Source organism: Pseudoalteromonas sp. PS1M3 (assembly GCF_016865405.1).
Taxonomy (GTDB): Bacteria; Pseudomonadota; Gammaproteobacteria; order Enterobacterales; family Alteromonadaceae; genus Pseudoalteromonas; species Pseudoalteromonas marina.
On sequence record NZ_AP022625.1, the window covers coordinates 202,562 to 226,861 of the forward strand.

23 protein-coding genes are annotated in these 24,300 nt (G+C 41.9%); 12 read left to right on the plus strand and 11 right to left on the minus strand.

What is annotated here, in order from left to right; all coding sequences use genetic code 11:
- Positions 1–2 precede the first annotated feature (2 nt).
- Positions 3–1,183 (plus strand): IS3 family transposase gene (locus PS1M3_RS17650; RefSeq protein WP_086007400.1). Its coding sequence is split into 2 segments (ribosomal slippage): positions 3–261 and positions 261–1,183, totalling 1,182 coding nucleotides; the frame shifts between segments, so codons are not numbered across the junction.
- An 802-nt stretch (positions 1,184–1,985) separates the two neighbouring features.
- On the opposite strand, the gene PS1M3_RS17655 is transcribed toward PS1M3_RS17650, so the two are convergent.
- Positions 1,986–3,029: an IS110 family transposase gene (locus PS1M3_RS17655; RefSeq protein ID WP_203983636.1), complete on the minus strand. Its 1,044-nt coding sequence runs from the start codon at positions 3,027–3,029 to the stop codon at positions 1,986–1,988.
- Positions 3,030–3,219: 190 nt separating this feature from the next.
- Here PS1M3_RS17655 and PS1M3_RS17660 point away from each other — a divergent pair, with 190 nt between their 5' ends.
- On the plus strand, positions 3,220–3,681 hold the full coding sequence (locus tag PS1M3_RS17660; RefSeq protein WP_138739514.1) for a hypothetical protein: 462 nt from the start codon (positions 3,220–3,222) through the stop codon (positions 3,679–3,681).
- Between the two features lie 296 nt (positions 3,682–3,977).
- Positions 3,978–4,358: a VOC family protein gene (locus PS1M3_RS17665; RefSeq protein ID WP_008130011.1), complete on the plus strand. Its 381-nt coding sequence runs from the start codon at positions 3,978–3,980 to the stop codon at positions 4,356–4,358.
- Between the two features lie 129 nt (positions 4,359–4,487).
- On the opposite strand, the gene PS1M3_RS17670 is transcribed toward PS1M3_RS17665, so the two are convergent.
- The gene (locus PS1M3_RS17670) at positions 4,488–5,168 is read right to left on the minus strand and encodes an SDR family oxidoreductase (RefSeq protein WP_004587015.1); all 681 of its coding nucleotides are present in this window, start codon (positions 5,166–5,168) and stop codon (positions 4,488–4,490) included.
- A gap of 365 nt (positions 5,169–5,533) precedes the next feature.
- Between PS1M3_RS17670 and PS1M3_RS17675 the strand changes: the two genes are divergently transcribed.
- Positions 5,534–6,388, plus strand: coding sequence for a mechanosensitive ion channel family protein (locus tag PS1M3_RS17675; RefSeq protein WP_058429943.1), 855 nt, complete (start codon positions 5,534–5,536; stop codon positions 6,386–6,388).
- A gap of 80 nt (positions 6,389–6,468) precedes the next feature.
- On the opposite strand, the gene astB is transcribed toward PS1M3_RS17675, so the two are convergent.
- The 3 genes from astB to PS1M3_RS17690 all read right to left on the minus strand — a co-directional run bounded on the left by astB (position 6,469) and on the right by PS1M3_RS17690 (position 10,344).
- On the minus strand, positions 6,469–7,815 hold the full coding sequence (gene astB, locus PS1M3_RS17680) for an N-succinylarginine dihydrolase (protein WP_138739515.1): 1,347 nt from the start codon (positions 7,813–7,815) through the stop codon (positions 6,469–6,471).
- 412 nt (positions 7,816–8,227) lie between these two features.
- Positions 8,228–9,331 carry an L-dopachrome tautomerase-related protein gene (locus tag PS1M3_RS17685; RefSeq protein WP_138739516.1) on the minus strand — a complete coding sequence of 368 codons (1,104 nt, stop codon included), beginning with the start codon at positions 9,329–9,331 and terminating at the stop codon, positions 8,228–8,230.
- 2 nt (positions 9,332–9,333) lie between these two features.
- Positions 9,334–10,344 (minus strand): zinc-binding alcohol dehydrogenase family protein, encoded by a 1,011-nt coding sequence (locus tag PS1M3_RS17690; RefSeq protein ID WP_203987862.1) that lies wholly within the window; start codon positions 10,342–10,344, stop codon positions 9,334–9,336.
- A gap of 113 nt (positions 10,345–10,457) precedes the next feature.
- On the opposite strand from PS1M3_RS17690, the gene PS1M3_RS17695 reads away from it, so the two are divergent.
- Entirely contained in the window at positions 10,458–11,357 is a 900-nt protein-coding gene (locus PS1M3_RS17695; protein ID WP_239104515.1) for a LysR family transcriptional regulator, read from the plus strand.
- Here the strand turns inward: PS1M3_RS17695 and PS1M3_RS17700 are convergent.
- Entirely contained in the window at positions 11,346–11,804 is a 459-nt protein-coding gene (locus PS1M3_RS17700) for a MarR family winged helix-turn-helix transcriptional regulator (protein WP_096042724.1), read from the minus strand. The two genes, PS1M3_RS17695 and PS1M3_RS17700, sit on opposite strands and share 12 nt — an antisense overlap.
- Before the next feature lie 135 nt (positions 11,805–11,939).
- Between PS1M3_RS17700 and PS1M3_RS17705 the strand changes: the two genes are divergently transcribed.
- Positions 11,940–12,368, plus strand: coding sequence for an organic hydroperoxide resistance protein (locus tag PS1M3_RS17705; protein ID WP_004587024.1), 429 nt, complete (start codon positions 11,940–11,942; stop codon positions 12,366–12,368).
- Between the two features lie 266 nt (positions 12,369–12,634).
- Here the strand turns inward: PS1M3_RS17705 and PS1M3_RS17710 are convergent, their stop codons facing one another.
- The 3 genes from PS1M3_RS17710 to PS1M3_RS17720 all read right to left on the minus strand — a co-directional run bounded on the left by PS1M3_RS17710 (position 12,635) and on the right by PS1M3_RS17720 (position 16,067).
- On the minus strand, positions 12,635–13,102 hold the full coding sequence (locus PS1M3_RS17710) for a nuclear transport factor 2 family protein (protein ID WP_008129990.1): 468 nt from the start codon (positions 13,100–13,102) through the stop codon (positions 12,635–12,637).
- Between the two features lie 89 nt (positions 13,103–13,191).
- A complete protein-coding gene (locus PS1M3_RS17715) occupies positions 13,192–15,327 on the minus strand; it encodes a pyridoxamine 5'-phosphate oxidase family protein (RefSeq protein ID WP_203987866.1) in 2,136 nt (711 codons plus the stop codon).
- A 119-nt stretch (positions 15,328–15,446) separates the two neighbouring features.
- On the minus strand, positions 15,447–16,067 hold the full coding sequence (locus tag PS1M3_RS17720; RefSeq protein WP_203987869.1) for a glutathione S-transferase family protein: 621 nt from the start codon (positions 16,065–16,067) through the stop codon (positions 15,447–15,449).
- A gap of 181 nt (positions 16,068–16,248) precedes the next feature.
- On the opposite strand from PS1M3_RS17720, the gene PS1M3_RS17725 reads away from it, so the two are divergent.
- The 5 genes from PS1M3_RS17725 (at position 16,249) to PS1M3_RS17745 (ending at position 22,371) form a co-directional block, all read left to right on the plus strand.
- Positions 16,249–17,133 (plus strand): LysR family transcriptional regulator, encoded by an 885-nt coding sequence (locus tag PS1M3_RS17725; RefSeq protein WP_203987872.1) that lies wholly within the window; start codon positions 16,249–16,251, stop codon positions 17,131–17,133.
- Between the two features lie 362 nt (positions 17,134–17,495).
- Positions 17,496–17,849 carry a metalloregulator ArsR/SmtB family transcription factor gene (locus PS1M3_RS17730; RefSeq protein ID WP_006794425.1) on the plus strand — a complete coding sequence of 118 codons (354 nt, stop codon included), beginning with the start codon at positions 17,496–17,498 and terminating at the stop codon, positions 17,847–17,849.
- 38 nt (positions 17,850–17,887) lie between these two features.
- A complete protein-coding gene (locus PS1M3_RS17735; RefSeq protein WP_203987875.1) occupies positions 17,888–18,898 on the plus strand; it encodes an ArsJ-associated glyceraldehyde-3-phosphate dehydrogenase in 1,011 nt (336 codons plus the stop codon).
- 31 nt (positions 18,899–18,929) lie between these two features.
- Entirely contained in the window at positions 18,930–20,147 is a 1,218-nt protein-coding gene (arsJ, locus tag PS1M3_RS17740; protein WP_203987878.1) for an organoarsenical effux MFS transporter ArsJ, read from the plus strand.
- Between the two features lie 103 nt (positions 20,148–20,250).
- A complete protein-coding gene (locus PS1M3_RS17745) occupies positions 20,251–22,371 on the plus strand; it encodes a methyl-accepting chemotaxis protein (protein WP_203987882.1) in 2,121 nt (706 codons plus the stop codon).
- 77 nt (positions 22,372–22,448) lie between these two features.
- On the opposite strand, the gene PS1M3_RS17750 is transcribed toward PS1M3_RS17745, so the two are convergent.
- Positions 22,449–23,036: a TetR/AcrR family transcriptional regulator gene (locus PS1M3_RS17750; RefSeq protein ID WP_138739527.1), complete on the minus strand. Its 588-nt coding sequence runs from the start codon at positions 23,034–23,036 to the stop codon at positions 22,449–22,451.
- A 111-nt stretch (positions 23,037–23,147) separates the two neighbouring features.
- Here PS1M3_RS17750 and PS1M3_RS17755 point away from each other — a divergent pair, with 111 nt between their 5' ends.
- Complete coding sequence (locus PS1M3_RS17755; protein WP_006794430.1) at positions 23,148–23,690, plus strand: carboxymuconolactone decarboxylase family protein; 543 nt, start codon at positions 23,148–23,150, stop codon at positions 23,688–23,690.
- 63 nt (positions 23,691–23,753) lie between these two features.
- On the opposite strand, the gene PS1M3_RS17760 is transcribed toward PS1M3_RS17755, so the two are convergent.
- On the minus strand, positions 23,754–24,284 hold the full coding sequence (locus PS1M3_RS17760; protein ID WP_006794431.1) for a hypothetical protein: 531 nt from the start codon (positions 24,282–24,284) through the stop codon (positions 23,754–23,756).
- Positions 24,285–24,300: the final 16 nt, after the last annotated feature.

Consider the following 24,300-nt stretch of genomic DNA (forward strand, 5'->3'; position numbering starts at 1 on the left):
AAATGACGAAATTAAAACGCGCAACGTATTCTGCGGCAATCAAATTAGAAACAGCTCAGCTTGTAGTTGACCAAAGTTATACTCAAGAAGAAGCAGCCAAAGCGATGGGGGTGGGTAAATCAACCGTCAGTAAGTGGGTTACTCAATTAAAGCAAGAGCGGAGTGGCCAGACACCATCTGCTTCACCAATGACGCCCGAACAAATTGAAATCCGCGAACTTAAAAAGCAAATCCAACGCATTAAATTAGAAAAGGATATATTAAAAAAGGCTACCGCTCTCTTGATGTCCGACTCCCTGAACAATTCTCGTTAATTGAGAAACTAAATCAACGAGAGCGTTACCCAATTAGCGTGCTGTGTAACGTATTCAATGTGCATCGTAGCAGCTATAAATATTGGGCTATACGGGATACAACGCCGACGCCAGAGCAAATAAGGCTAGAAGCTGAAGTTAAAGCCATACATGCAATGAGCGGCGGCTCAGCTGGGGCGCGGACAATCGCGGCAATAGCAACGAACAATGATTTTGAATTGAGTCGTTATCGTGCTGCTAAGCTAATGGTTAAATTAAAGCTTGAAAGCTGCCAAGTACCTCAACATTCATATAAACGCGGTGGTAATGAGCACCTTGAAATTCCAAATCTGCTTGATAGACAATTTGATGTTGTTGAGCCAGATACCGTGTGGTGCGGTGATGTGACGTATATTTGGACAGGCAATCGCTGGGCCTATTTAGCGGTCGTTGTTGATTTGTTTGCACGTAAAGTCGTTGGTTGGGCAATGTCGTTGTCGCCAGATACTAACTTAACGCTAAAAGCGCTTGAACTCGCGTATGAAAGCAGAGGTAAGCCAAGTGGACTGATGTTTCATTCAGACCAAGGTAGTCATTATACAAGTTTAAAATATCGTCAACGTTTATGGCGCTATAAAATTACACAAAGTATGAGCAGGCGCGGAAATTGTTGGGATAATGCGCCAATGGAGCGATTTTTTAGAAGCTTTAAAACGGAGTGGATGCCAAAGGTTGGATACGAAAACTTTAAAGATGCTAAATATAGTGTGAGTGATTATATCAACGGGTATTACAACAACGTTAGGCCACATCATTATAATGCCGGTTTAGCGCCAAATGAATCTGAGGTTAGATACCAAGATTCTAAAGCTGTGGCCAAATTTTATTGACCACTACACTGAATGGCCACTATATAATCCGGCCTTGTTCGGTGTAATTCAATTAAAAAACGATAGAAATAGTCTTCGAGAAGCATTAATCGCTAGAAAGTTCGGCTCTGAGTATTCAGGTCAAGAGGATAAGGAAGGAATCTTCTATACAATCAACAATGATCAAGCATATGAACTACTATCGACAGGAAGAGCCATTGCAAAAGCGCTCTTCAACAATACTGAAGAAGTTGTTGAGTCGCACTCTCTCCACCCGACAACTAGATATAGGTTATTTAGGTTGTTAAGGACGCTTAAGCGAAATAAGTTGGTCAAGCATAACACATATGAGCCTTAACTCTGTCAATAGGCATTAGTTTTCTTTTTGACCGTTTTTATAAATTGACGGTCAATTCTAAATCAATAAACAAATTCGTTTACTTCGTATGTCGATGCGGCTGTTAAGCAAGTAGCTTACGGCAAACACATATAGAGGCTCTCTTATTGCGATCTCATCGCAGCCAGCTTTTTCCCATATCCTTTTGGGGTTGCTGGGGCACTAGACATTCATCGGTTAACCTCATCATGGCACTATTCAAGGCGGCTGGTTTCATCATTATGATCCAGTTAGTTTCAGGCTCAAGTCAGGTGTAAGCGACTTTGTTTATTGTATTAATGCACGCGTACTGAGCGTCTAATCAAGACAAGTGGCTTAGGTCTGTAGGCATATAATCAGGTTAAACCTTGTTGGTTATTAACTCACCCAATTGATTGATGCTCAGCCTTATATCCAGTTAGATGTTCAGCTCACTCAATACCGTGACTAACTCTTTAAGAATTTTGCTTCATCGAATACCGTCTCTTTTTTAAGCATATAATAAACACAGCGACCAAGCTTATGCGCAAGCGCTGACAGTGCTTTGGCTTTACTCATTCGTTTTTGTAGTTTTTCGAGGTATTTGTTGGCGTTGTGATTGTGACGCAGCAGCAATACAGCGGCTTCGGAGAACGCCCATTTTAGATGTGCATTGCCAATTTTGTTGCCTTGGGTGCCATAGGTTTTGCCGGCAGACTCTGCTTTACATTTGACTAACCGACTATATGAAGCGAACTTTTGTACGCTTGAAAAGCGATTAATGTCACCAATCTCATAAATAATGGTAAGTGCGAGAATGCGGCCTATACCATTTATTGTTTGCAAGATATTAAGGTGAACAGGATTGTGTTGCTTGGCCATTTGTTCAATATAATGCTCTAAAGGCTTAAGCTCGCTGTGATAGCAATCGAGTATGGCCATATTTAAATTAATGGATCGTTGCACAACGGGGTCAGGGAAGTAGTAGCGCATCTTTTCTCTGTCGCAGACGTTCTTTAAATTCACGTTGTGGGCAGGTAAATTGTACTGGCTGGCGGTATTGGCGACATGGGCTTTTAAATCAGCTCCGTGGCGAACAATTTTAGTTCTTCGGCGTAATAAGTCGCGCGTAGCACGCATATCTTTGTCATACACATAAGCAAGTGGAAAGTTCCCCCCACGGATGAGTTTGGCAATTTTATATGAATCTATTTTATCGTTTTTGGCTTTACCGCCATGAATCGCCTTCATATATAACGCATGACCGAGAATAAAGTCGATAGTGTGTTCTTTACAAAAGTCAGCGACCCAATACCAGCAATGCATGCATTCTACGCCAACCACAATATCACCGATATACGGTTTTAGTAGTTTTAATAGTGCTTCTGGGTCATCTTTAATTTTCTTGTGAACAAGTATAAGTCCTGTATTATCAATGATACAGACGTAAAGTAATCGCGCGTGTAAATCGATTCCACAATAATATGGATGCATGTTATTGTAAAAGTTCATTGAGCTTTCTCCTGTAAGGTTGGTTGCCTTTTCAGCGTAGCGAATAATCGCGATGCTGGGGAGGAGGCTCAATGAGTATCAAGCTAATTAATAAGGACAAAAAACAGTTGGCTGTTTTCGTTCCTCAACATTTTAGCCAACAATTTTTTGCCCATTATTAGGGCGTTATATTGCTTTGTAAGGTCAAGTATTGAATTTAAAAGAAAGGAAGGAAAGCGGCATCTTATATGCGGTGTTCATTACCGTTCTGTTGTATTTCTTTTTTAAAATTACTTTAATTTTCTCTATAGTTTCAGTCAGGGATTCCACTTGCTTAAGCTCTATTTGGAGTAACTCTGATACTGTAATAACACCATTCTCTGCATTTTTTATTGTGGCAATATTTAGCTGCATTTGGTTATTTTATTGCGGTATAAAGTACAAACAAAAAGTAGGTAAATCGGCATATTTACTATTAGCCGTCGGAGCTGTGTTCTATTATTTTTGGTTCCAAGGTTTTTACGGTTTCTGGCAGCTAATGAGCTACGAGCAAAAGGAAATTACATTACAAGAGTTTTTTGAAAAAACAGGTGGTACAGAAAGGTTAAAGTTGTATGGTAGTGGCGCTAATCAAAATGTATTGTGTAAATCGCAGTATAACAAAGTAAATTAAAAGTGCGGACAAAAAACAGTGGGCTTTGTTCGTACCTCACAAATTATAGCCCACTATTTTTAGCCGTTTATTTGCGGCGTTATGTGTTTCGTAAAGTATGAGTTTCAAAAATAGCGACGAAGGTTTCGAATGTGAAACAGTACAAAAACATAATAAACTAGACAGATACTTTTATTTTCGCACTTTGATGAGCTACGTATCAGGCTTTAATTAGTGAAGAAATAAGTAAAGTATTACATAACAATCGTAAATTAATTAAGTGCTCACCTACTTTAATTTTTTCACAGGGAAGTTAAATGAACTTAAATCAAATTACATTACCTGTTACAGATATGGAAATTTCGACTAAATTTTATCGCGACTTAGGTTTTACTCAAATTGTAGACACCCCGCATTATGCTCGCTTTGAATGCCCAGACGGGGATTCAACTTTCTCCTTGTCTTTAGATCGAGGTGAGTTTGATTGTGGCACGGTAATATATTTTGAACATGAACAATTAGATCAACTGGTTGAGGCTTTAAAAGTTAAAGGTTTTGTATTTATACAAGAACCTACAGACCAGAGTTATTTATGGCGAGAGGCCGTACTGCATGATCCGTCAGGTCATAAAATTAAGCTATATTGGGCGGGTGTTAATAGGGTTAATCCACCTTGGCGTGTAGAAGTACGCAGCTAATACAAATCAGATCTTTAATTATGCAATGTTCAACTTTACGCTATTAAAATCTAACCTCAAAATACAAACAACTATCAGGCTTAACGCCATTGGCATTAAACCTGACAGCTCAAATTTAACCAATCAGCGTTAATTAGTCGGCATTAAATATATCTCGCGAACATTGTTGCGCTGGTTTGCTTCAATGGCAAACAGTACGGCGTCGGCTACATCTTGCGGGTCGAGCTTATCGGGCTTTGCTTCATCAAAAAATGGGGTGTTTACCATGCCAGGGGCTATGGTGGTACAGCGGCCGTTCCATTCGCTCATTTCCTCAGCTAAGTTTTGCCCAAACCCGTAAGCAAACCATTTAGTTGCACCGTAAATAGAGCCTTTTATTGGCTTACGGCCAGCGGCTGAGCTGGTTAATATAAAGTGGCCTTTGTTTTGGCGTAAATGGGGCAGGGTTGCTTTTGCCGTCCACAGCAGGGCTTTAATGTTTATGTCTATCATGGTTGACCATTCATCGGGATCGCCTTTTTCAGTGCCTGCGGTTGAAACGCCCATACCTGCGTTGGCAAATGCGGCATCTAGTCGGCCAAATTTTTTAAGCCCTTTTGTTACTACGTTTTCAAGTTCGGTAAAGTCGGTGGCATCTGCGGGTACACTCAGTGCGTTATCTTCACCTAATGACTCAACTAGTTCAGCTAATTTATCTTCACTTCTGGCGGTAAGAATGACTTTATGGCCGTTATTAACCAATGTTTTTGCACTCGCTTCACCTATGCCACTAGAAGCACCTGTAATTAGAACTACTTTTTCTTTCGCCATGATTATTTCTCCTATGTTTACATATTCAAAATTATAGAAATTCGATTAGTTAAATAGTGAATCGAATAAGACTTACCATAGCAGGCTGAAGTTAACCTAAATTGAACATATAGCGACTCATTTATTACTTTAATTTAGCTGTGTGTATAAAAAAATAGGTTAATTTTATTTATGGCTATATACTCGCGCGGCTTTTCGTTAGCGCGGTTGTTTTTTGTTCTAGTGTTAGATTTAATCACCGCAAAATAGAGTGAAAATAATCCTGTAGGGCCTATAGGTATTTGGTCGTTAACGTTAAATTATTAGCTAAAACGTATTTGGCTTATTTAAATTGTGCTGGTTGTCAGCCGTTTTTTGGAATATGTATGAAAGATAAACTTATTGTGTTTTGGCAAAGCCATTCAGAAACTATCATCACTTTAGGTTACAAAGTGGTATTAGCTTTGGCTATTTTAGTTGCGAGTGCACTTATTGCGCGTTCGGTTAAAAAAGCGATTAAAAATTCTAAATCGCCATTAAAAAAAGTAGACGAAACGCTACTGCCGCTGTTATCGAGCATTGCGGGGTATTTAGTTTACATAATTGCTGGGCTGTTTATTTTAGATATTTTTGGCGTTAATACGGCAAGCTTAATAGCGCTAATGGGCGCGGCGGGTTTAGCGATTGGTTTGGCGCTTAAAAACACCTTAAGTAATATTGCAGCCGGCATTATGTTATTAATACTTAGGCCATTTAAAGTAGGCGATTTTGTAGATGCTAGCGGCACGCTTGGCACAGTGAATGAAATAAACTTATTTACGACTATTTTTAAAACCACCGATGGCCTTTATATCGCATCGCCTAACGGTAAAGTGTGGGGCGGCAACATTAAAAACTTTACCCGCAACGGTAAAAGGCGCATGGATATAGTGGTGGGAATTTCGTACGCCGACTCTATTGATGTTGGCTTAAATGTACTTAAAGAAGTTGCCGAATCAGAAAGCCGATTACTTGCAGAGCCCGCACCTAAAGTAATGGTTACCTCAATAGGCGAAAGCGCAGTAAATATTCAATTACGTGCATGGGCTGTAAATGGCGATTACTGGCAAACCGTGTGGGATTTAAATAAGCGCGTTAAAGAGGCCATAGAAGGCGCGGGGCTGAGCATTCCGTTTCCGCAGCGAACGCTGCATATATCTGAGTCGATGGCATCGGCAATAACAGTAAGTAAAGAAACTTAAACTCTATTAGCATAAGCACAAATAAAAATAGCGAGCCTTGGCTCGCTATTTTTGTATTAGCCTTTGTGTTGGCTGAGGTATTAACCTTCTAATTGAAAGTCGTACACTGAGCCTAAGTTAAGCAGTTGGGTTAGTTCATCCAGTGCTTGGTAGCTTTCGGTAAGTAGGGCTGAATCGGCAAAGTCGTTTGCGCCTAATTTATCGCGGTAGTGACGTTTTGCCCAGTCACAAAGCTGTGTGTATTTAGTATCGGTTAAAATAACTTCTGGGTTTACAGCGCTTAGCTCTTGTTGGTTAAGGGCTACGCGTAAACGCAAGCATGCAGGGCCGCCGCCATTTTGCATACTTTGGCGCAGGTCAAAAAACTGCACTTGGTTGACTGGGTTATCCGCTAAAATCATTTCTTCAATGTAGGCGTTTACTGCGCTATTACGTTGGCACTCTTGTGGCGCTACTAATAGCATTGAGCCATCATCTAGGCTTACTAATTGGCTATTAAATAAGTAACTGCTTACTGCATCGCTAATGCTTACTTTATCGGTAGGTACTTCAATTATGTATAGCTGTTTGCTGCCGGTGTAGGCATCGCGAATTTCTTGCAGGGCATCTTGTTGGTTTAAAAATGCTTGCTGGTGGCAAAGCAATACGTTTGCGTTACCTACTGCAATTACATCGTTATGAAACACGCCTTGGTCTATAACATCTGGGTTTTGCTGCAGTAAAATTTGGCTCGATTCTTTTAAATTATGTAATCGGCAAATGGCTTCTGAAGCTTCTAGTGTTTGCCTTGCAGGAAACTTAGCCGGTTTTGGTAATTGGCTGTTAAAGGCACTTGCACCAAATACAAACATTTCTAGGCCTTGCTCGCCGTGGCTGTCGCAAAGTCGGGTATGGTTAGCCGCGCCTTCGTCGCCAAAAAAGCCCTGATCGGGTAAATGCGTGTGGTGTGCAAAGTAGCTATCGTTATTAAACATGGCTTTTAGTAAGCGGGTAGTTGTAGCAGGCTCTAGGGAGCGATGAAACTTATTGTTTAAATTAGCTGAGGTAAAATGCACTTTGCCATCGAGGGTGTCTGGCGAAGGTGAAACAGTGGCTGCATTGGCGGTCCACATTGCAGAGGCCGAATAACACGCGCGCAATAAAATAGGGTCGGCTTTAAATGCTTTATGAATAACTTGCGAGTCGTTGCCGGTAAAACCTAGGCGACGTAGTACGTTTAAATCGGGGCGTGCGTGGGGCGCAAACACACCTTGTGTTAGGCCTTTGTCGTGCATGGCTTTCATTTTTTCAAGGCCCTGTAACACAGCTTCTTGAGGGTTTGAAAAACTTGCCGCATTATTTAACGAGGCAACGTTACCATACGATAAACCCGCATAGTTGTGAGTAGGGCCAACTAAGCCATCAAAATTTACTTCTAAGGCGTGCATACACGTTCCAATCATATTGTTTTTAGTTACTTAACAATACAACGCAATGGCCGCGCTTGCAAAGCCTATAAATACGAAATTTATCGGCTGTAAACTCGCTCTTTATCGCACGTAGTATGGGTATTGCTCGGATCGTTTACCTGCCATACGCTAATGTCTAAACGCCATAGTAGGTAAAGGGTGTGGTATAGGTTAGCCATGGTATTTTCCTTGAAAGTTTCACTGAACACATCTGTACTTTGAAAGAATTATGCCAACTGTTAATTGAATATTTTATGAATACAAATCAGATATTTATTAAAACACTAAAAATAACTTTTGAGCGCTTAGCACCACTTTGGGGCTAAAAGGCTTAAAAGTTGCACCAAAAAGCCACGCAGCGGGTGCGTGGCGTATGGTTTATACGCTGTATTTAGCGCCCTACATTACCCTTTACTAGTGGGTCGAAGGACAGCACACTAAATTTTCCTTGGCTGGCATTTTTACCGTTATTTAATACTGGCGAGCGATGTAGCTCATCTACGGTAAAATATATTTTATGATCGGCGCCATAACTAAAGCCATCAGGCCAGCTTAAGCGCTCGTCTTTAAATAATACCTGGTATTTACCGCTTGGTTTTACCACGCCAATTGCGCCGTTGGTTATGTCGGTAACATATACATTGCCGCCGCCATCAACAATAATGCCGTCGGAAATGGGTTTAGTGCCGTAACGCGTTACTTTACTTTCAAGGGCGCTTGCGCTCAGGCTTTTATTGTTAATATCGCTTGTGGCAATACGATAAACCGACGTGCCAGACATAGAGCCAAAGTAAAGCCACTGTTCGCTTGGGTCGAGTGTGATTGGGTTTACCCCTAAACGTGCTGGTTGGCCGCCTAGTTTCATGGTGCGCCCTTCAATGACCATATCGATATTTTCGGCTGTGGTGTATGGGCTATTTTGTAAGACTCTGCGCGCCTCACCTGTTTTTAAATTTACGGTAATAATAGCGGCTTGGCTGCCTTGTGCGGTGTCGGCAATGTATACAACGCCGTGTTTATTATCGATAACTAAATCGTTTAAAAACGAGGTGTCGGTAATGGTGGGTTTAGCTAAATAAATTATTTTATGCAGCTGCTCTTTATTGGTATCCCATCCGACTAAACGCCCAGCATGATCAGGGCCTGATGTATCAAGCATCCATAACACGCCATCGGCAGATACATTTATGCCAAGTACGTCGTAAAAGCCTTTGCCGTTTTTATACGCGTATGCCCATTCTTCATTAGGGTAGGGTTTGGTGGTGCCATCGCTTAATAGCTCCATAATTTTTTGTTTTTGGCCGTAAAAACCATGTACCGATAAAAACTTACGACCCGAGGGCGTAATAGCAATATTACCCGGTGGGTGCTGCGCGTCGAATGTGGCTACTGTTTTTAAATCAGCGTTTTGATTAGCGGTATTAGCAAACACACTGCTGGTTAAAAACGCGGTGCTGCAGGCTGCAACTAAAAGTATTTTTTTAATCTGATTCATGGTTAAAAGCCTTCTAAAACAAGTTTACCGCGTGAGGTGTGCGATTCTAAAATTTGGTGTGCTTTATATAAATTAGCAGCGTTAATTAATCCTAAATTTTGCCCTAGCGTGGTTTTAAGTGTACCTGCGTCTATCAGTTCGCTAATTTCATTAAGTAAGGTGTGCTGCGCTGTTATATCGGCGGTAATAAATAGCGAGCGGGTAAACATAAACTCCCAATGCACCGATATACACTTACGCTTAAACTTTAAAATATCGAACGATGTAGGGTCATCTATTAGCGCAAATTTACCTTGCGGTTTAATACACTCTACTATTTGATCTTGGTATTGGTCGGTATGGGTTAAGCCAATAACGTAATCAAATTCAGCTAAACCTAGCTCTTTGCGCTGCTCGTTTAAGTTTTTAGAATGATCGAGCACGTGATCGGCTCCTAACTCTTTAAGCCAGGTTACGCTTTGCTCGCGTGATGCAGTACCTACCACCTTTAGCCCCGTAAGCTGCTTGGCAAGCTGTACTAAAATAGATCCAACGCCACCTGCGGCGCCAATAACTAAAATAGATTGCTGAGTATTTTGCTTATTTTTAGGCACTTGTAAGCGCTCAAACAGCATTTCGTAGGCGGTAATACTGGTTAGCGGCAGCGCTGCGGCTTGTGCGTCGGTTAATGTTTTAGGCGCACCCCCTACAATACGCTCATCAACTAATTGAAATTGCGCATTACTACCTTGGCGCGATAAATCGCCAGCGTAAAATACACGATCTCCCACATTAAATAACGATACCGACTCGCCAACGGCTTTTACAACGCCTACGCCGTCCCAGCCTAATACTTTGTAGCCTTGCTCTGGCGCTACATTTGCACGTATTTTTGTATCTACAGGGTTTACCGAAATAGCCTTTACTTCAATAAGTAGGTCGTGCCCGCTGGCTGTTGGGGTATCAAGCTCAATTGCTTGTATAGAGCTTGCTGTAAGCGTTTTAGTGTTTTTGGTGTAGCCAAATGCTTTCATGTGCGTTCCTGATGATTTTAACCAAGTGTTTTTAACTTATAAGCACTATAGCTCAGTTGAAAAATAGAAAAAGACATGAAAAACTAAAGCACTTTCAAATTTTAATTGAAAATATGCGATCATTTAACGATATTCAAACTTTTATGGATGTAGCCAGTTGCGCCAGTATTTCTGAAGCTGCACGGCAAAACGAGCAAACCCCAGCGGCGGTAAGTGCAGCTATTAAGCGCCTAGAAAAAGACTTAGGAAACGTGCTGTTTATTCGCTCTACTCGCAGCTTACGCTTAAGTGTGGCAGGGGAGCAGTTTTTAAGTTACGCCAAAGACTCCCTTTCGCTTATTCAACAAGGGGTAGCTGCAGTACAAACCGCAGTGGGCGAAGTAACGGGAACGCTACAGGTATCGGCCCCGTGCGACTTAGGGCGCAATAAACTAAGTGAATGGCTTAATGAGTTTTTAGCACACTACCCGAATGTAAAACTTAAACTGCACTTAAGTGACGAAGTAAGCGACATTTACAGCCAATCAATTGATATTGCACTGCGCTTTGGTGTACCAAAAGATTCGCAGTTAATTGCAGCGCCACTTTTTTTAAATAATGCGCGTATTTTAGTGGCCTCTGCTGAGTATATTGCTAAAAATGGATTGCTTACACATCCACTTAATTTAACGCAGCACACCACCATTACCTTTATGCGCTTTGGCGAGGTGTTTAAAGAGTGGCGATTTTATAAAAATGGCGCAGTGCAAAAAGTACAGCTAAATTGCCAACACATAGTAAACGATGGCGAAATGGTTAGGCGCTGGGCGCTAGAGGGCAAAGGCATTGCGTATAAGTCGTACTTAGATGTAATTGATGATTTAGCAAGCGGGCAACTCGTTCATTTATGCCCCGAGTGGCAAAGCGATCCGCTACCGCTTTATATGATGTACGCCGACCGACGCCAAATGACCCCGGTGATCAGCGCATTTAGGGCGTTTATTCAACAAAAAATAACCGCGTTAGTTGGCTAACTCATCATCGTTTTTAGTTGTTAAATCGCTTATTACTAAATCAAGCAGCTGCATTAGCTGTTTGGCTTGTGTGGGGTCTACACTTTCAAACTTACATAATATAGTTTTTGGAATATCAGCAGCTTCGTTTTCAAGGGCTTGCCCACTTTGGGTAAGCTGAATTAGGCGCTTACGCTTATCGTGCTCATCTTTAATAACAGCCAGTAGAGACTTTTCGGTCATTTTTTTGAGTATTTGAGTCATAGCACCGCCATCAATAGCGGTTTTATCTATTAGCTGCGCTATGGTTATTTTGTCTTGCTCCCACAGCGCCATCATTACTACATACTGCGGATACGTTAAATTAAGTGCAGCTAAAGGCTCACGGTAAGCACGTGCAATGCTATTTGATGCCATATATAACCTATGACACAGCTGATTTTTTAATTTTAATTGCTCAAATGACATACCCAACTCCTAGTGCGTTAATACCTTCAACTCACAAAACATTTTAATTTGCATGCAAAGTATTTGCAATCTCTAATTACTTGCCCTATTATTTTGCATGCAAACTAAATTAATTGATAAACTTTGGAGTTCACTATGAATGTATTACAAAACGTTGCCTACACAGCAAAAGCGACTGCAACCGGTGGTCGTGAAGGTGTAGCTAAATCAGACGATGGCCGTTTAAATGTAAACTTATCAACCCCAAAAGGGCTAGGTGGCGACGACGGACAAGGCACAAACCCAGAGCAATTATTTGCAGCTGGTTATGCAGCGTGTTTTATTGGTGCACTAAAATTTGTAGCCGGTAGCGAAAAAATTGCGCTACCAAGTGATACACACATTAACTCTGAAGTATCTATTGGCGCGATTGAAGGCGGTTTTGGCATTGCAGTTAAATTAGCTGTATCACTCGGTGATATGGATAAAACAGCAGCGCAAGAGCTGGTAAATAAAGCACACCAAGTATGCCCATACTCAAACGCTACTCGCGGTAATATTGAAGTAGAGCTTTCGGTTATTTAATTAACTGATCACTTAGCATTGTAATAGCCCAGTGGTTTGCCACTGGGCTTTTTTGTATGCAAAGTTTATGAAATAGCTTTATAAATACATGAAAACAGCATGATTAAATTAACCCATGTACCATCAATTGACACAGCTGTATTTGTCTTGCAGTGATTAAGTAAGCAGCTCTTTAATGCTGAAAAATGTTGGGAGGATGAAAAGGGTTAAGGCGTTCTGCATGAACGCCGATAGAGGGCAAACTTTATCGTCTGTATTGGGTGTGCTTACAACCCTAACTCCGACAGTCCTGGGTGATCGTCGGGGCGGCGCCCTTGGGGCCAGTGAAATTTGCGCTCTGATTCTTTGATGGGTAAGTCGTTGATGCAAGCAAAGCGGTTTTGCATTAAGCCATTTTCATCGAATTCCCAGTTTTCGTTGCCGTAGGAGCGAAACCAGTTGCCGCTGTCGTCGTGCCACTCATACGCGTAACGCACGGCAATACGATTTTCAGTGAAAGCCCATAACTCTTTTATCAGCCTATATTCCAATTCTTTTTCCCATTTTCCTGTTAAAAATGCAGCGGCTTCTTCGCGGCTGTTCACGAAAGAGCTGCGATTACGCCATTTGGTATCCACTGTATAAGCAAGTGATACCTTTTCAGCGTTACGGCTGTTCCAACCATCTTCTGCTAGACGCACTTTTTCGATGGCGCTTTCGCGGGTAAAAGGGGGCAGTGGTGGGCGTGTACTCATGTTTAAATCCTCTTTGGGTAAAGTAACGTTGAATAACTTGTATAGGTTTCATCAATAAGTGACTTTGAATATTAGCCTGTTTAATTGAGCTACAAATCTAATATAACAGTGTCGCAATCTTTCGCTGGCACAGCGCAGCATAACAATACGTCTGATGGGTCAATATGCGCACTTGGCTTGGTGCGATACGTTACAGCACCACTTTTTAGTTTAACCGCACATGAGCCACATTGGCCGCTGCGGCAACTGTATGGTGGCGTAAGTCCTTTGCTTTCGGCCACCTCTAGCAAGGGGCTATCACCTTTATTCCAGCTTTGTTCAATACCCGAGTGGGCAAACTTTATCACAGCAGATTCAGCCTCTAGCTCAGCGTGGTTGCTGGTATCTGTTGATTGGCGAAGTAAAGATGATGGCCCAAACGCTTCGGCATGAATATCTTGATCTTTTACCCCAATGCCGATCAGTAAGTCATACATACTTTGCATAAAACCTTGGGGGCCACACAGATAAAAGTCTTTGTCGAACAGCGATGGGAAATCGACGCTATGCTCTGTGGCCATTGCATTGAGTACGTCCATTACCAAGCTTTGGCTAATTCGCCCTTGGGAAGTGTAATTGTTCGACGCCGCAGAACTCTCTGTCTGAGCGTAGTGAATATCACTTAACACAGAATAATACTGAATACGCCCAGCGCTTCGCTTAGCAATGTTGCTCAGTTCTGCATAAAAAGCGCGTTGCTCACTGTTTTTGGCCGCTTGAATAACTGCCATTGGGCGGATATAGCGAGTGCGTATACCTTCATTAACTGCATCATTAGCCATGGCTACCATTGGCGTTATGCCCACACCCGCACCTATTAAAATGGCTGGGCGCTGTTGTGTGTTATCGATAAAAAAATGGCCGCTTGGTGCTTTAATCTGTATTTCACTGCCAATCGATATTCGAGAATGCAAGGTACTTGATACCAGACCATACTCTTCACGTTTTACTGAAATACGATAACCACTTTGCGTTGGGGCACTGGATACAGTGTAATTGCGCACAAGCCAGTTTTCAGTATTTTGCTGCTTAATACGCAGGGTTAAATGTTGCCCTGGGGAAAATGGCAGTACGGGAGAGTCATCTTTAGGCTGTAAATAAAATGAGCGGATTGTACTACTCTCGTCTTCGGTTTTACTGACGGTAAATGCGCGCCACTGGTTGCGTTTAGCTTGTGCTTTAACGATTGCTTCTGCCTGTGACCAAGTACCCGTTGCTTCAGAATTGGGAGAATAGCTGTCGAATTGAGCGCGAAATGGCAGTGCCGCTTTTAATGTCACCCCTTGGGTTAGGGTAAATTGCCAGCCGCGCTGCGCACCTTGAAACCCTTTAATTATCGGTGAGTCACTCGCCAGCAAGGTAACCGTGCCGGTTAACATAAAAACATCGCCGCTGGTAAAATCAACAAACAATAACCCTGCCTTGGGGTTGACTAAGAAGTTTCCCAGCGTATTGAAGAAGTTATTTCCTGCATAATCAGGAATGGTGAGGGTGTTTTCGTCAACCTTTATAAAACCTGGCATGCCACCACGGTGTGACACATCAACCCCCATAGCATTACGGGCAGATACCTGACGGTTTACTTCGTTTGCAGGTTCGTGACCCGCAGAACTGGCAACAAAAAACGTATCCGCTTGGCGGATAAAGGCCTTTAGGCTATCACTTAGTTCAAAAAACGTTTCAGCGCGCGGGGCCTTGTATGGCGCATCTGGCGAACGGATAAAGTGAAGGTCGCGAGTTTGAATATATTGCGGACAATTGCCAAAAGATTGCTCAACCTCTAAAGCAAACTGGTTGTTCGCTGCGCTGGTAACACAAGCGTTGACGCGATTTCTACGCCGGGTCGACATTTCTAACCCCAATAAACCCAATCGAGCACCTTGTGTGATTGCTGCTGCTAATGGATCACCTGATAAAATTGGGGTGTTTACTGTGAGCTGAGTCGGGGAAGGGGACTGCACGAAGCCGGGCTTTCCAGGCAAAATTGACGCCCAAAGTTGCCCCTTATCTGATGTACTACCCAGCACCATAAACGGCAGTTGTTGGAAAAACTGCCTGTGCTGATCTGGCATAAATTCGCGGATCGCGCGGCGGCCAATAGTACGCATTTTTTCGTAACTTCCGGCACGTCTTTGCATTTGCTGTTCACCTTCGTGAAAAGCACTTGAAGTAATGTGTGTGTTCATAATGACTCCATTAGCGCAGTGCGCCGGAAAAGCATTTGCCAAAAATATTAAACTGGTGATGCAAAAGAATGTCGGGCTCAAACCTATTCATTGAAAGGCAGAGCCGCTTTAACAAATACTTACTTTACCAGTCCCGCTTTTGTAGCCTGCATAGGAACGAAACCGCTTAACCCTTCTACGTTAGATAACCAGCGACGTATATTCGGATATGGGTCAAGAGATACATCCCCCTCGGGAGCGTGGGCGACATAGCTGTATATCGCAAAATCAGCCAAGCTCACTTTATTAGCCACCAAGAAGTCATTGCCATTGAGTTGCTGTTCCAGTTTTGTTAGGGCTTTTGCTGCTGTTTCTTTAGCGAAAACAGGATCAACCGGCGAGTTGAAAACATTAATTAACCTCGCTGCACCAGGACCGTAGGATATCTCTCCTGCAGACATGGCAAGAAAACGATGCATCTCAGCTTCGCTGGCAAGATCTTGCGGAATATATGAAGGTGCGTATTTGCGTGCCAAGTAAATCAAGATTGATATTGAATCGTGGATTACCACGTCAGAATCCTCAATTACTGGTACTACACCTAATGGATTGAGAGCCAAAAAGGGGGCTTGTTTATGCTCCCCCGCGGGTAAGTCTACATAAATAACTTCATGGGCTATGCCTGCAACACTCGCAAATAACTCTACTCGGTGGGCATGACCGGATAATGGAAAACCGTGAATTTTAATGGCGTTTGACATGATATTTACCTTATTTAATCGTTAACTAATGACTTTTGCTGTTAGCCACTGACCTGTCGTGACATGGGTAAATATTAGGCGCTGCGTTTCTTATGAACAATATGTTGATTTATGGAATAACTATGTACAGAATGTTCACAAATTGGGCAAAGCATTACACGAAGCAATATAAGGAGCTCTTATGGATACACTTGACGGCATGCGCACGTTTATTGCGGTGGCAAAGCAAAAATCTTTCACAGGTGGTGCTAAGCAACTAGGCATAAGCACTAAACTGGCGAGTAAATACATTGCTCAGCTGGAGCAAAAACACGGTGCTTTGTTGTTCCACCGTACTACGCGCAGTGTTACGTTGACCGAAACTGGGCAGGCGTATTTTGTGCGATGCGTTCCTTTGTTGGAACAATTTGAAGAGCTAGAAGATGTCATTCAGCATCGGCAGTCTGATCTGTCTGGCACGGTTCGCTTAACCGCACCTACCGCATTTGGCAGTACTAAATTAGTCGATGCACTGGCCCCATTTTTAGCCAAGCATCCGAAAATTAATGTTGAGTTGAACCTGTCTGATCAGTACGTGGCTATTATCGATGAAGGTGTGGATGTTGCTGTGAGGTTTGGGCCGTTGAAAGATTCAACGCTGATCGCAAAAAAATTGATGGATATGCGTATTGTTTTCTTTGCCTCTCCTGAGTATTTAAAGCGCAATGGCAAACCAAGCCATCCCCGTGCGCTGGCAACACACAATTGTTTATTGCAAACTTCTCAAAACGACCCTGAAAACTGGAAGTTCAAGGAAGATGGCAATACGTTCACCGTTAATGTTAGCGGCGATTTTGCTTCTAACTCCCCCAGAGCAGTAACCCACATGGCTTCTCAAGGGCTGGGAATAGGCATGGGCCCGCAATACGTGACAGAGCCTTACGTAAAAGACGGCTCATTGCAGTTACTGTTCGAACCCTACGAAGCAAGCATATTGGAGCTAAATGCAGTGTATGCTTCAAACCGCCACTTACCGGCAAGAATACGAGCATTACTTGATCATCTTGCGCTTTCTTTTGCAACTTAGTGGTAATTACCTCAATAGCTACTGTGCAGGCACAATGTATAACGTATCTGCTTATTGATTTAGAATTTGCTCGTGAAGTAGAGCAAAGCGTAGGGCATCTTTTTATCGCACAGACCTGCGTAAATACCTTGTTAGCATAAGGCTTTAAATGGCAGCAGCGATAAAGCACACCAAGTATGCCCATACTAAAACGCTACAAAAGCCCAGGGGTTTGCCACTGGGCTTTTTTGTGCGCTGCAATTTACTAGAGATCACATTAATTGAAGTGGGCTTTTAAATAAACATACGAAAAATCGTATATTCACTATTTCATATATTCTCATTTTGTTTTATTGTATGCACACTAACTAAACGAGGATGCTATGGAACAACTCAACCCACTACAATTTTACAAATGCTTAGCCGACGATACACGCTTAAAAGCCATGTTATTAATTAGCCATGAGCAAGAGCTGTGTGTGTGTGAGCTTGTTGCAGCGCTGGAACTTAGCCAACCTAAAGTGTCGCGCCATTTAGCGCAGCTTAGGCAATGTGGCTTATTGAGCGACCGTAAGCAAAATCAATGGGTGTATTACAGCATTAATAAAGCCTTGCCGGAGTGGGCTCTTAGCGTAATAGCACAAACCAAAAACGAAAATTCTGCGTTTTATAACGACGATTTAAATCGACTCAATGCTATGGGTAATCGCCCAGAGCGTGCAGCAAGCTGCTGTTAATTAAGCAAATTGATATAACTTTACTAAAGGTATTTATTATGACAATTAAAGTAGGTATTAACGGCTTTGGCCGTATGGGACGTTTAACACTGCGCGCAGCACTAGAGTGGCCAGAAGTAGAATTTATTAAAGTAAATGATGTTGCAGGCGATGCTAAAACACATGCCCATTTATTAGAGTTTGACTCAGTGCACGGGCGTTTAGCGCACAGCGTTACAGCAAACGAGAATAGCTTTAGTGTAGGCAAACACACTATTGCAGTTACCAATAATAAAACCATTAGCGATACCGATTGGTCTGATTGCGATGTAGTGATAGAAGCCAGCGGTAAAATGAAAACCACTGAGCTGTTAAATCAATATTTAGCACAAGGTGTTAAGCGCGTTGTGGTAACCGCTCCGGTAAAAGAAGACGGCATTTTAAATGTGGTTATGGGCGTTAACGATAATTTATATAACCCAGATGAGCACAAAATTGTGACTGCGGCTTCGTGTACGACTAACTGTTTAGCGCCTATTGTAAAAGTACTGCAAGAAAAAGCAGGCATAAAGCACGGCTCAATGACCACTATTCACGATATTACCAATACCCAAACTATTATTGATGCGCCACATAAAGACTTACGTCGTGCTCGTTCATGCGGGACAAGTTTAATACCTACCACAACCGGTAGTGCAACAGCCATTACGCATATATTCCCTGAGCTAAAAGGTAAGTTAAATGGCCATGCCGTGCGCGTACCGTTAACTAACGCATCTATTACCGACTGTGTATTTGAGCTTGAGCGTGGTGTAACTGCCGCTGAGGTGAATGAATGGTTTGCTCAAGCGTCTAAAAATGAGCTTGCTGGCGTATTAGGTTATGAAGAAAAACCACTTGTATCGATTGATTACAAAACCGATCCACGCAGTAGCATTATTGATGCGCTTTCTACCATGGTTATTAATAATACCCAGCTTAAATTATACGCTTGGTACGATAACGAATGGGGCTACGCTAATCGTACTGCCGAGCTTATGCTTAAAGTTGCTAAAAGTGACTTGGTTTAACCATTAATTAAAGGTTTTAAGGGCGTTAACCATGTTTGAGCAACTCGCTAATTTACCTACAGCAATAAAACAGTATTTAATAATTACTGGTAATTACTGGGCATTTACCTTAACCGATGGCGCACTACGTATGCTGGTGGTGCTGCATTTTCATCAGTTAGGGTATGGTGCGCTGGCCATTGCCATGCTGTTTTTGTTTTACGAAATTTTTGGTGTGATCACCAATTTAGTGGGCGGTTGGCTAGGGGCTCATTTAGGCCTTAATAAAACTATGAACTTTGGCTTGGCGCTGCAAATAATGGCGCTTGCCATGTTATGCGCGCCAAGTGAGTGGCTTACAGTGGCTTATGTTATGGCGGCGCAAGCGCTTAGCGGTATAGCCAAAGATTTAAATAAAATGAGTGCCAAAAGCGCTATTAAACATTTAGTGCCCGAGGGAGAAAGCGGCCAAGGGCAGCTTTACAAATGGGTGGCTATTTTAACGGGCTCTAAAAACGCGTTAAAAGGGGTCGGTTTCTTTTTAGGCGGGTTACTACTTACGGTACTGGGCTTTGTCGGGGCTTTAAAAGCACTTATTATACTACTTACTATTGCGTGGATGATTAGCGTTGTATTTTTAAAAGGCGACATGGGTAAGGCTAAAAATAAGCCTAAGTTTAAAGAGCTATTTTCTAAATCCCGTGCAATAAATTTACTAAGTGCAGCACGATTATGCTTGTTTGCCGCGCGTGATGTATGGTTTGTAGTGGCTTTACCTATTTATTTAGCCCAGCAGTTTAACTGGAACTTTTGGTGGGTTAGTGGCTTTATGGCACTTTGGGTGATTGGCTACGGTGGTGTGCAATCGCAAGCGCCGCGTATTACCGGCACCAGCAATTCAAGTGTAGATACCGTTAAACATGCCTATTTATGGGTGTTGCTGTTAAGTGGTGTAACTGCACTTTTAGCACTACTCATGCAATTAGATGTGGCTGTGCATGCTACCTTAATTATAGGTTTACTTATTTTTGGCGGTGTATTTGCAGTTAACTCATCAGTGCATAGTTATTTAATTGTCAGCTTTGCTAAAAGCGATGGTGTATCGCTTGATGTTGGCTTTTATTATATGGCTAATGCCATGGGGCGTTTACTGGGTACGGTGCTTTCGGGGTGGGTGTTTCAGGTTTATGGTTTTGTAGCGTGTTTGTGGGTGAGCGTTGCTTTACTCATAGGTGCCTCAATAACCACAGCTATTTTGGCTAAGCGTTAAAACTCAACGTATTGTATTAAATTAAATTTTGTTCGCGGTTATCGATAGCTTGATTAGTAAAATCGTCTAAACTGTACTTGTAGTTTAAACAAAGGGCAGGTCAATGCGAGAAATATCGTTAGCAAAAAAACTATTATGGCTTACAGTAGGTAGCATATTTATAACCGTGTTACTGCTATCGAGCATTCTGTGGTGGGAGCTGTCGTCGAGTAACGATGAGCTATCAAGCCAGTCAGAAAAATATATAGTGGCAGAAGTTGAAGAAAAACTAAGTGCAAACGCGGCTGTATACGGTGAAAGAATTGCAGGGTTTATTAACGAGGCATACCGTGTCCCTTTTTCACTAGCTGCCATATTAAGTGGCACGGCTGGTAATGACGCACTTAGCCGCGAATCCGTTGTTAATCTAAATAAATCCATATTAAATAATAATGAGTCGCTTTCTTCCATCTACTCCCAGTTTGAAGTAAATGGGTATGATTCCAAAGATACTCAATTTACAAATGGCTACAGTCACTCTGTTGATGGTGCTGGTACACTCGAAATTTATTTTACACGCAGTAAAGAAGGCGTGGTCGAGCAGCAAGTTGTAGACGACCCTGCCGAAAAATATTTCACTAAGCTTAATGAATTTGGCCTGCGAGAGTCTGAATGGTATTTGTGTGCTAAAGACAACGTAAAGCCGTGTATTATGGAACCTTACTTATACGAAATTACACCAGGCAATTCAGAAATGATGACGTCTCTTACGGTTCCTATTATCAGAGACGGCCGGTTTGTTGGTATATCTGGTGTTGATTTAACGTTGCCGGTTTTTCAAAAATTAACAGAGCAGCTTTCAAAAGAGCTGTATAACGGTCAAGCTAAGGTTACCTTATTAAGTGATTTTGGTTTAATCGTAGGCAGTAGCCACTACAAAACAAAGCTTGGCCGGCCTTACAAAGAAGCAATGTCATCCACTATTACCAGTAAAGTTGAAAAGGTACGGGGTGAAAACAATCTTTTAAAAGCGGATGACACTTACCTGGTTAATTACCCTATAAATATAAAGCTTGCAGACACTCAGTGGTCGCTCATTATTGAAGTACCTGCAAATTTAGCTCTGGCTGGCCCACAGGCTTTGAGTGAAAATATGCAAAGTACCGCAGCAGCATTGGGTACTATTATTTTAGTAACCGGCTTAATTATTGCGGGTGTTGCTTTTGTAGTTATGAAATTGGTTGTAGCAGGTGTTATAGCCCCACTTGAACAAATACAAGAACGCGTTGATAACCTAGCCAGTTCAGAAGGCGACTTAACACACACCTTACATGTAGACAGCCATGCCGAACTAATTGCACTGGCTGGTGGCTTTAACCGCTTTTTAACTAAATTACGCGACCTAATTGCTGAGCTTAAAGCCGTATCAGATCAGACTAAGCAACAAGGCGAAATTGCCCAGCATATAGCCATCGACACAAAACATAATGTGCAGGCGCAGTTTAAAGAAATAGAAAGCGTTGTTACCGCTATGAACGAAATGAGCGCAACGGCGCTTGAAGTTGCAAGAGCTTCAGAACAATCAGCGCAGCAAGCTGACGAAATAAACGGCTTAGTGGTAAGCAGTGAGTCGAGCTTGTCGTCGGCTATGACGCAAGTAAAAACCATGTCTGAAGAAATAAAAGAGGCAAACCAAGCAGTTGAAAAAGTAGCGACGCGTAGTAAAGACATAACGCAAATTTTAGATGTGATCAGAACCATCTCAGAGCAAACTAACTTACTGGCACTCAATGCAGCTATTGAAGCAGCAAGGGCAGGCGAACACGGCCGAGGTTTTGCAGTTGTTGCTGATGAGGTACGAGCGCTTGCTTCTAAAACCCGTTCATCTACTGATGACATTAGCAACCTAATAGACAGCCTACTGCATGAGGTTGGTAATGCTTCCACCGTTATAGAAAAAGGTGTTGTAAGAGCACAAAATGCGGTTGACGAAACCTCTGTCGCCTTTGACGCGTTGCACAGTGTGGTTGTAAAAGTGGATGAAATAACCAATCAAATAACGCATATTGCAACAGCGGCTGAAGAGCAAAGCTTAGTAACAGAAGAAATAAATCGTAATTTAACGCTTATTTCTGATGCGGCATCTCAGTTGTCTGGTTTATCTTCGCAGGCAGGCGATAGTAGCGAAGTTCTTAATAAGCTGGTTGCTCAACAAGATAGCGAACTCAATAAGTTAAAAACCTAACAGGTATATAATTCCTAAAAATAAAAAACGGCGGTAATTATATTACCGCCGTTTTTTCATTAATTGAGTTGTTTAGTTTACAGCGTTTTCATAATTTTAAACATTTGATCGATCATAGGTTGTGCAAGCTCTTCAACACCCGGGCGGTTAAAATAGCCGCGTAGGCCTGTAAATTGCACTTTAAAAAAGCGAGCATAGTCTTTTGGGCTAACCTCACCTTTTAGCTCTTCACGCGCAATGGCTTGTGCAAATAAATCGCTTAAATAATCTTCAAATTTGTCTGATAAATCAAGGCTTAATGAATACAAACAGCTGTCTTCATCGGCAAACTCACAATTTGCTTTTACTAGCATACAAATAGCGCTCGGGGCATTTTTTTTATCTTTAATGATGACGTTTTCAACAAACGTTTGTAAACCACCAATAATAGTAGGCGAAGCCAATAAACACGTTTTTATTTGATCTTCTATTTGCATGGTGTAATTTTTTAAAGACTCAATATACAACCCTTCCTTTGAGCCAAACGCAGAATAGATACTACCTGGGCGCATATTAATTGCGTCCTGTAGATCGCGGGTCGAAGTGGCATTAAATCCCTTTTCCCAAAATAGCTGACTGGCAAGGCGGACAACAGTCTCGCGCTCAAATTTAACTTTGTTGACCATGCTGTTTCTCAATTAATTTGAACATTTGCTCAATTTTAACTTGAGCAGTCGCTCAAAATCAAATAGTATGTGCTTCGACGTTACTTAAACAACTTATTTTTGGAGCTAACAATGGCAGAATTTACTTTATATACAGCAGAAAATGCACCTGAAGAGTCAAAACCTTTATTAGCCGATTCAGTTGCTGCATTCGGCATGTTACCTAATTTACACGCAGTAATGGCTGAAGCACCAACGCTATTAAAAGGTTACCAAGTACTTCACGAATTATTTCAAAACACTTCATTTAACGCAGAAGAGTTAACAGTGGTATGGCAATCAATTAACGTTGAACATGACTGTCATTACTGTGTACCAGCACACAGTGCCATTGCAGCGTCAATGAAAGTTGACCAAGGTATTGTTGATGCTTTAGTGAATAAAACACCGCTTGCAGATGCAAAACTCGAAACATTACGTGAAACAACATTGGCTATGACGCGTGAACGTGGCGTAATTAGTGACGAGCAAATAGAAAAGTTTTTTGCAGCGGGTTACGGTCAACAGCAACTACTTGAGATTATTGTAGGTTTATCGCAAAAGGTAATGAGCAACTACACTAACCACCTAGCAAATACGCCAGTGGACGAACCATTTAAAAAATTCGCAAAATAATCGCGTTATAATTAACAAAAAAGGCAGCGAAAGCTGCCTTTTTTGTGCCGTAAGCACCGGGAGCTATTTGAATTTTACGGCTTGATTGCTACGCGTATAAATGCGTGACTCTGGTTTGGTCCATTCACCTTTTTTTAAATAGGAGGTAGACACAACCAATTTCCCATCTTTTAAATCGCTGGTCGACTTCACTTTAGTAATGCCTTCTTTACTACCTGTAACCTCTTCGTAAGCAACAAACTGCGTAGGGCTGAGTACTTTTATAGTGCCTTTTGTATAAAAACCGGCTGTTGTAAAATAATAAAAAACTAGTGAGTCTTTTTTGCTATCGTAAAAAATCATCGACTCGCCACCATATTCACCCTCATTGATAGAGTGTTTTGTTCTTATTGCCTTACCATTAAGCGCACGCTCCCATAAGCCTACGTCTTGAACTGGTTTAGTGCCTGGTGCAACATCAAAATCAGCTTGCCACGAGCCTAAATAAGGCTGAAATACACTAAGGTGTTTATCAAGTTTAAGTGGTTGTTCTTTTGCGTGAGTTGTAAAAGCTAAAAAGCACAAAGTAAAAAATAGCACTTTAAAATATGTCATAATTATTCTCTTATTA

Excerpts from the sequence above, each read along its gene's own strand:
- PS1M3_RS17655 (WP_203983636.1), bottom strand. The coding sequence starts at position 3,029 with ATGAACTTTTACAATAACATGCATCCATATTATTGTGGAATCGATTTA.
- PS1M3_RS17665 (WP_008130011.1), top strand. The coding sequence starts at position 3,978 with ATGAACTTAAATCAAATTACATTACCTGTTACAGATATGGAAATTTCG.
- PS1M3_RS17670 (WP_004587015.1), bottom strand. The coding sequence starts at position 5,168 with ATGGCGAAAGAAAAAGTAGTTCTAATTACAGGTGCTTCTAGTGGCATA.
- PS1M3_RS17675 (WP_058429943.1), top strand. The coding sequence starts at position 5,534 with ATGAAAGATAAACTTATTGTGTTTTGGCAAAGCCATTCAGAAACTATC.
- astB (WP_138739515.1), bottom strand. The coding sequence starts at position 7,815 with ATGCACGCCTTAGAAGTAAATTTTGATGGCTTAGTTGGCCCTACTCAC.
- PS1M3_RS17685 (WP_138739516.1), bottom strand. The coding sequence starts at position 9,331 with ATGAATCAGATTAAAAAAATACTTTTAGTTGCAGCCTGCAGCACCGCG.
- PS1M3_RS17690 (WP_203987862.1), bottom strand. The coding sequence starts at position 10,344 with ATGAAAGCATTTGGCTACACCAAAAACACTAAAACGCTTACAGCAAGC.
- PS1M3_RS17695 (WP_239104515.1), top strand. The coding sequence starts at position 10,458 with ATGCGATCATTTAACGATATTCAAACTTTTATGGATGTAGCCAGTTGC.
- PS1M3_RS17700 (WP_096042724.1), bottom strand. The coding sequence starts at position 11,804 with ATGTCATTTGAGCAATTAAAATTAAAAAATCAGCTGTGTCATAGGTTA.
- PS1M3_RS17705 (WP_004587024.1), top strand. The coding sequence starts at position 11,940 with ATGAATGTATTACAAAACGTTGCCTACACAGCAAAAGCGACTGCAACC.
- PS1M3_RS17710 (WP_008129990.1), bottom strand. The coding sequence starts at position 13,102 with ATGAGTACACGCCCACCACTGCCCCCTTTTACCCGCGAAAGCGCCATC.
- PS1M3_RS17715 (WP_203987866.1), bottom strand. The coding sequence starts at position 15,327 with ATGAACACACACATTACTTCAAGTGCTTTTCACGAAGGTGAACAGCAA.
- PS1M3_RS17720 (WP_203987869.1), bottom strand. The coding sequence starts at position 16,067 with ATGTCAAACGCCATTAAAATTCACGGTTTTCCATTATCCGGTCATGCC.
- PS1M3_RS17725 (WP_203987872.1), top strand. The coding sequence starts at position 16,249 with ATGGATACACTTGACGGCATGCGCACGTTTATTGCGGTGGCAAAGCAA.
- PS1M3_RS17730 (WP_006794425.1), top strand. The coding sequence starts at position 17,496 with ATGGAACAACTCAACCCACTACAATTTTACAAATGCTTAGCCGACGAT.
- PS1M3_RS17735 (WP_203987875.1), top strand. The coding sequence starts at position 17,888 with ATGACAATTAAAGTAGGTATTAACGGCTTTGGCCGTATGGGACGTTTA.
- arsJ (WP_203987878.1), top strand. The coding sequence starts at position 18,930 with ATGTTTGAGCAACTCGCTAATTTACCTACAGCAATAAAACAGTATTTA.
- PS1M3_RS17745 (WP_203987882.1), top strand. The coding sequence starts at position 20,251 with ATGCGAGAAATATCGTTAGCAAAAAAACTATTATGGCTTACAGTAGGT.
- PS1M3_RS17750 (WP_138739527.1), bottom strand. The coding sequence starts at position 23,036 with ATGGTCAACAAAGTTAAATTTGAGCGCGAGACTGTTGTCCGCCTTGCC.
- PS1M3_RS17755 (WP_006794430.1), top strand. The coding sequence starts at position 23,148 with ATGGCAGAATTTACTTTATATACAGCAGAAAATGCACCTGAAGAGTCA.
- PS1M3_RS17760 (WP_006794431.1), bottom strand. The coding sequence starts at position 24,284 with ATGACATATTTTAAAGTGCTATTTTTTACTTTGTGCTTTTTAGCTTTT.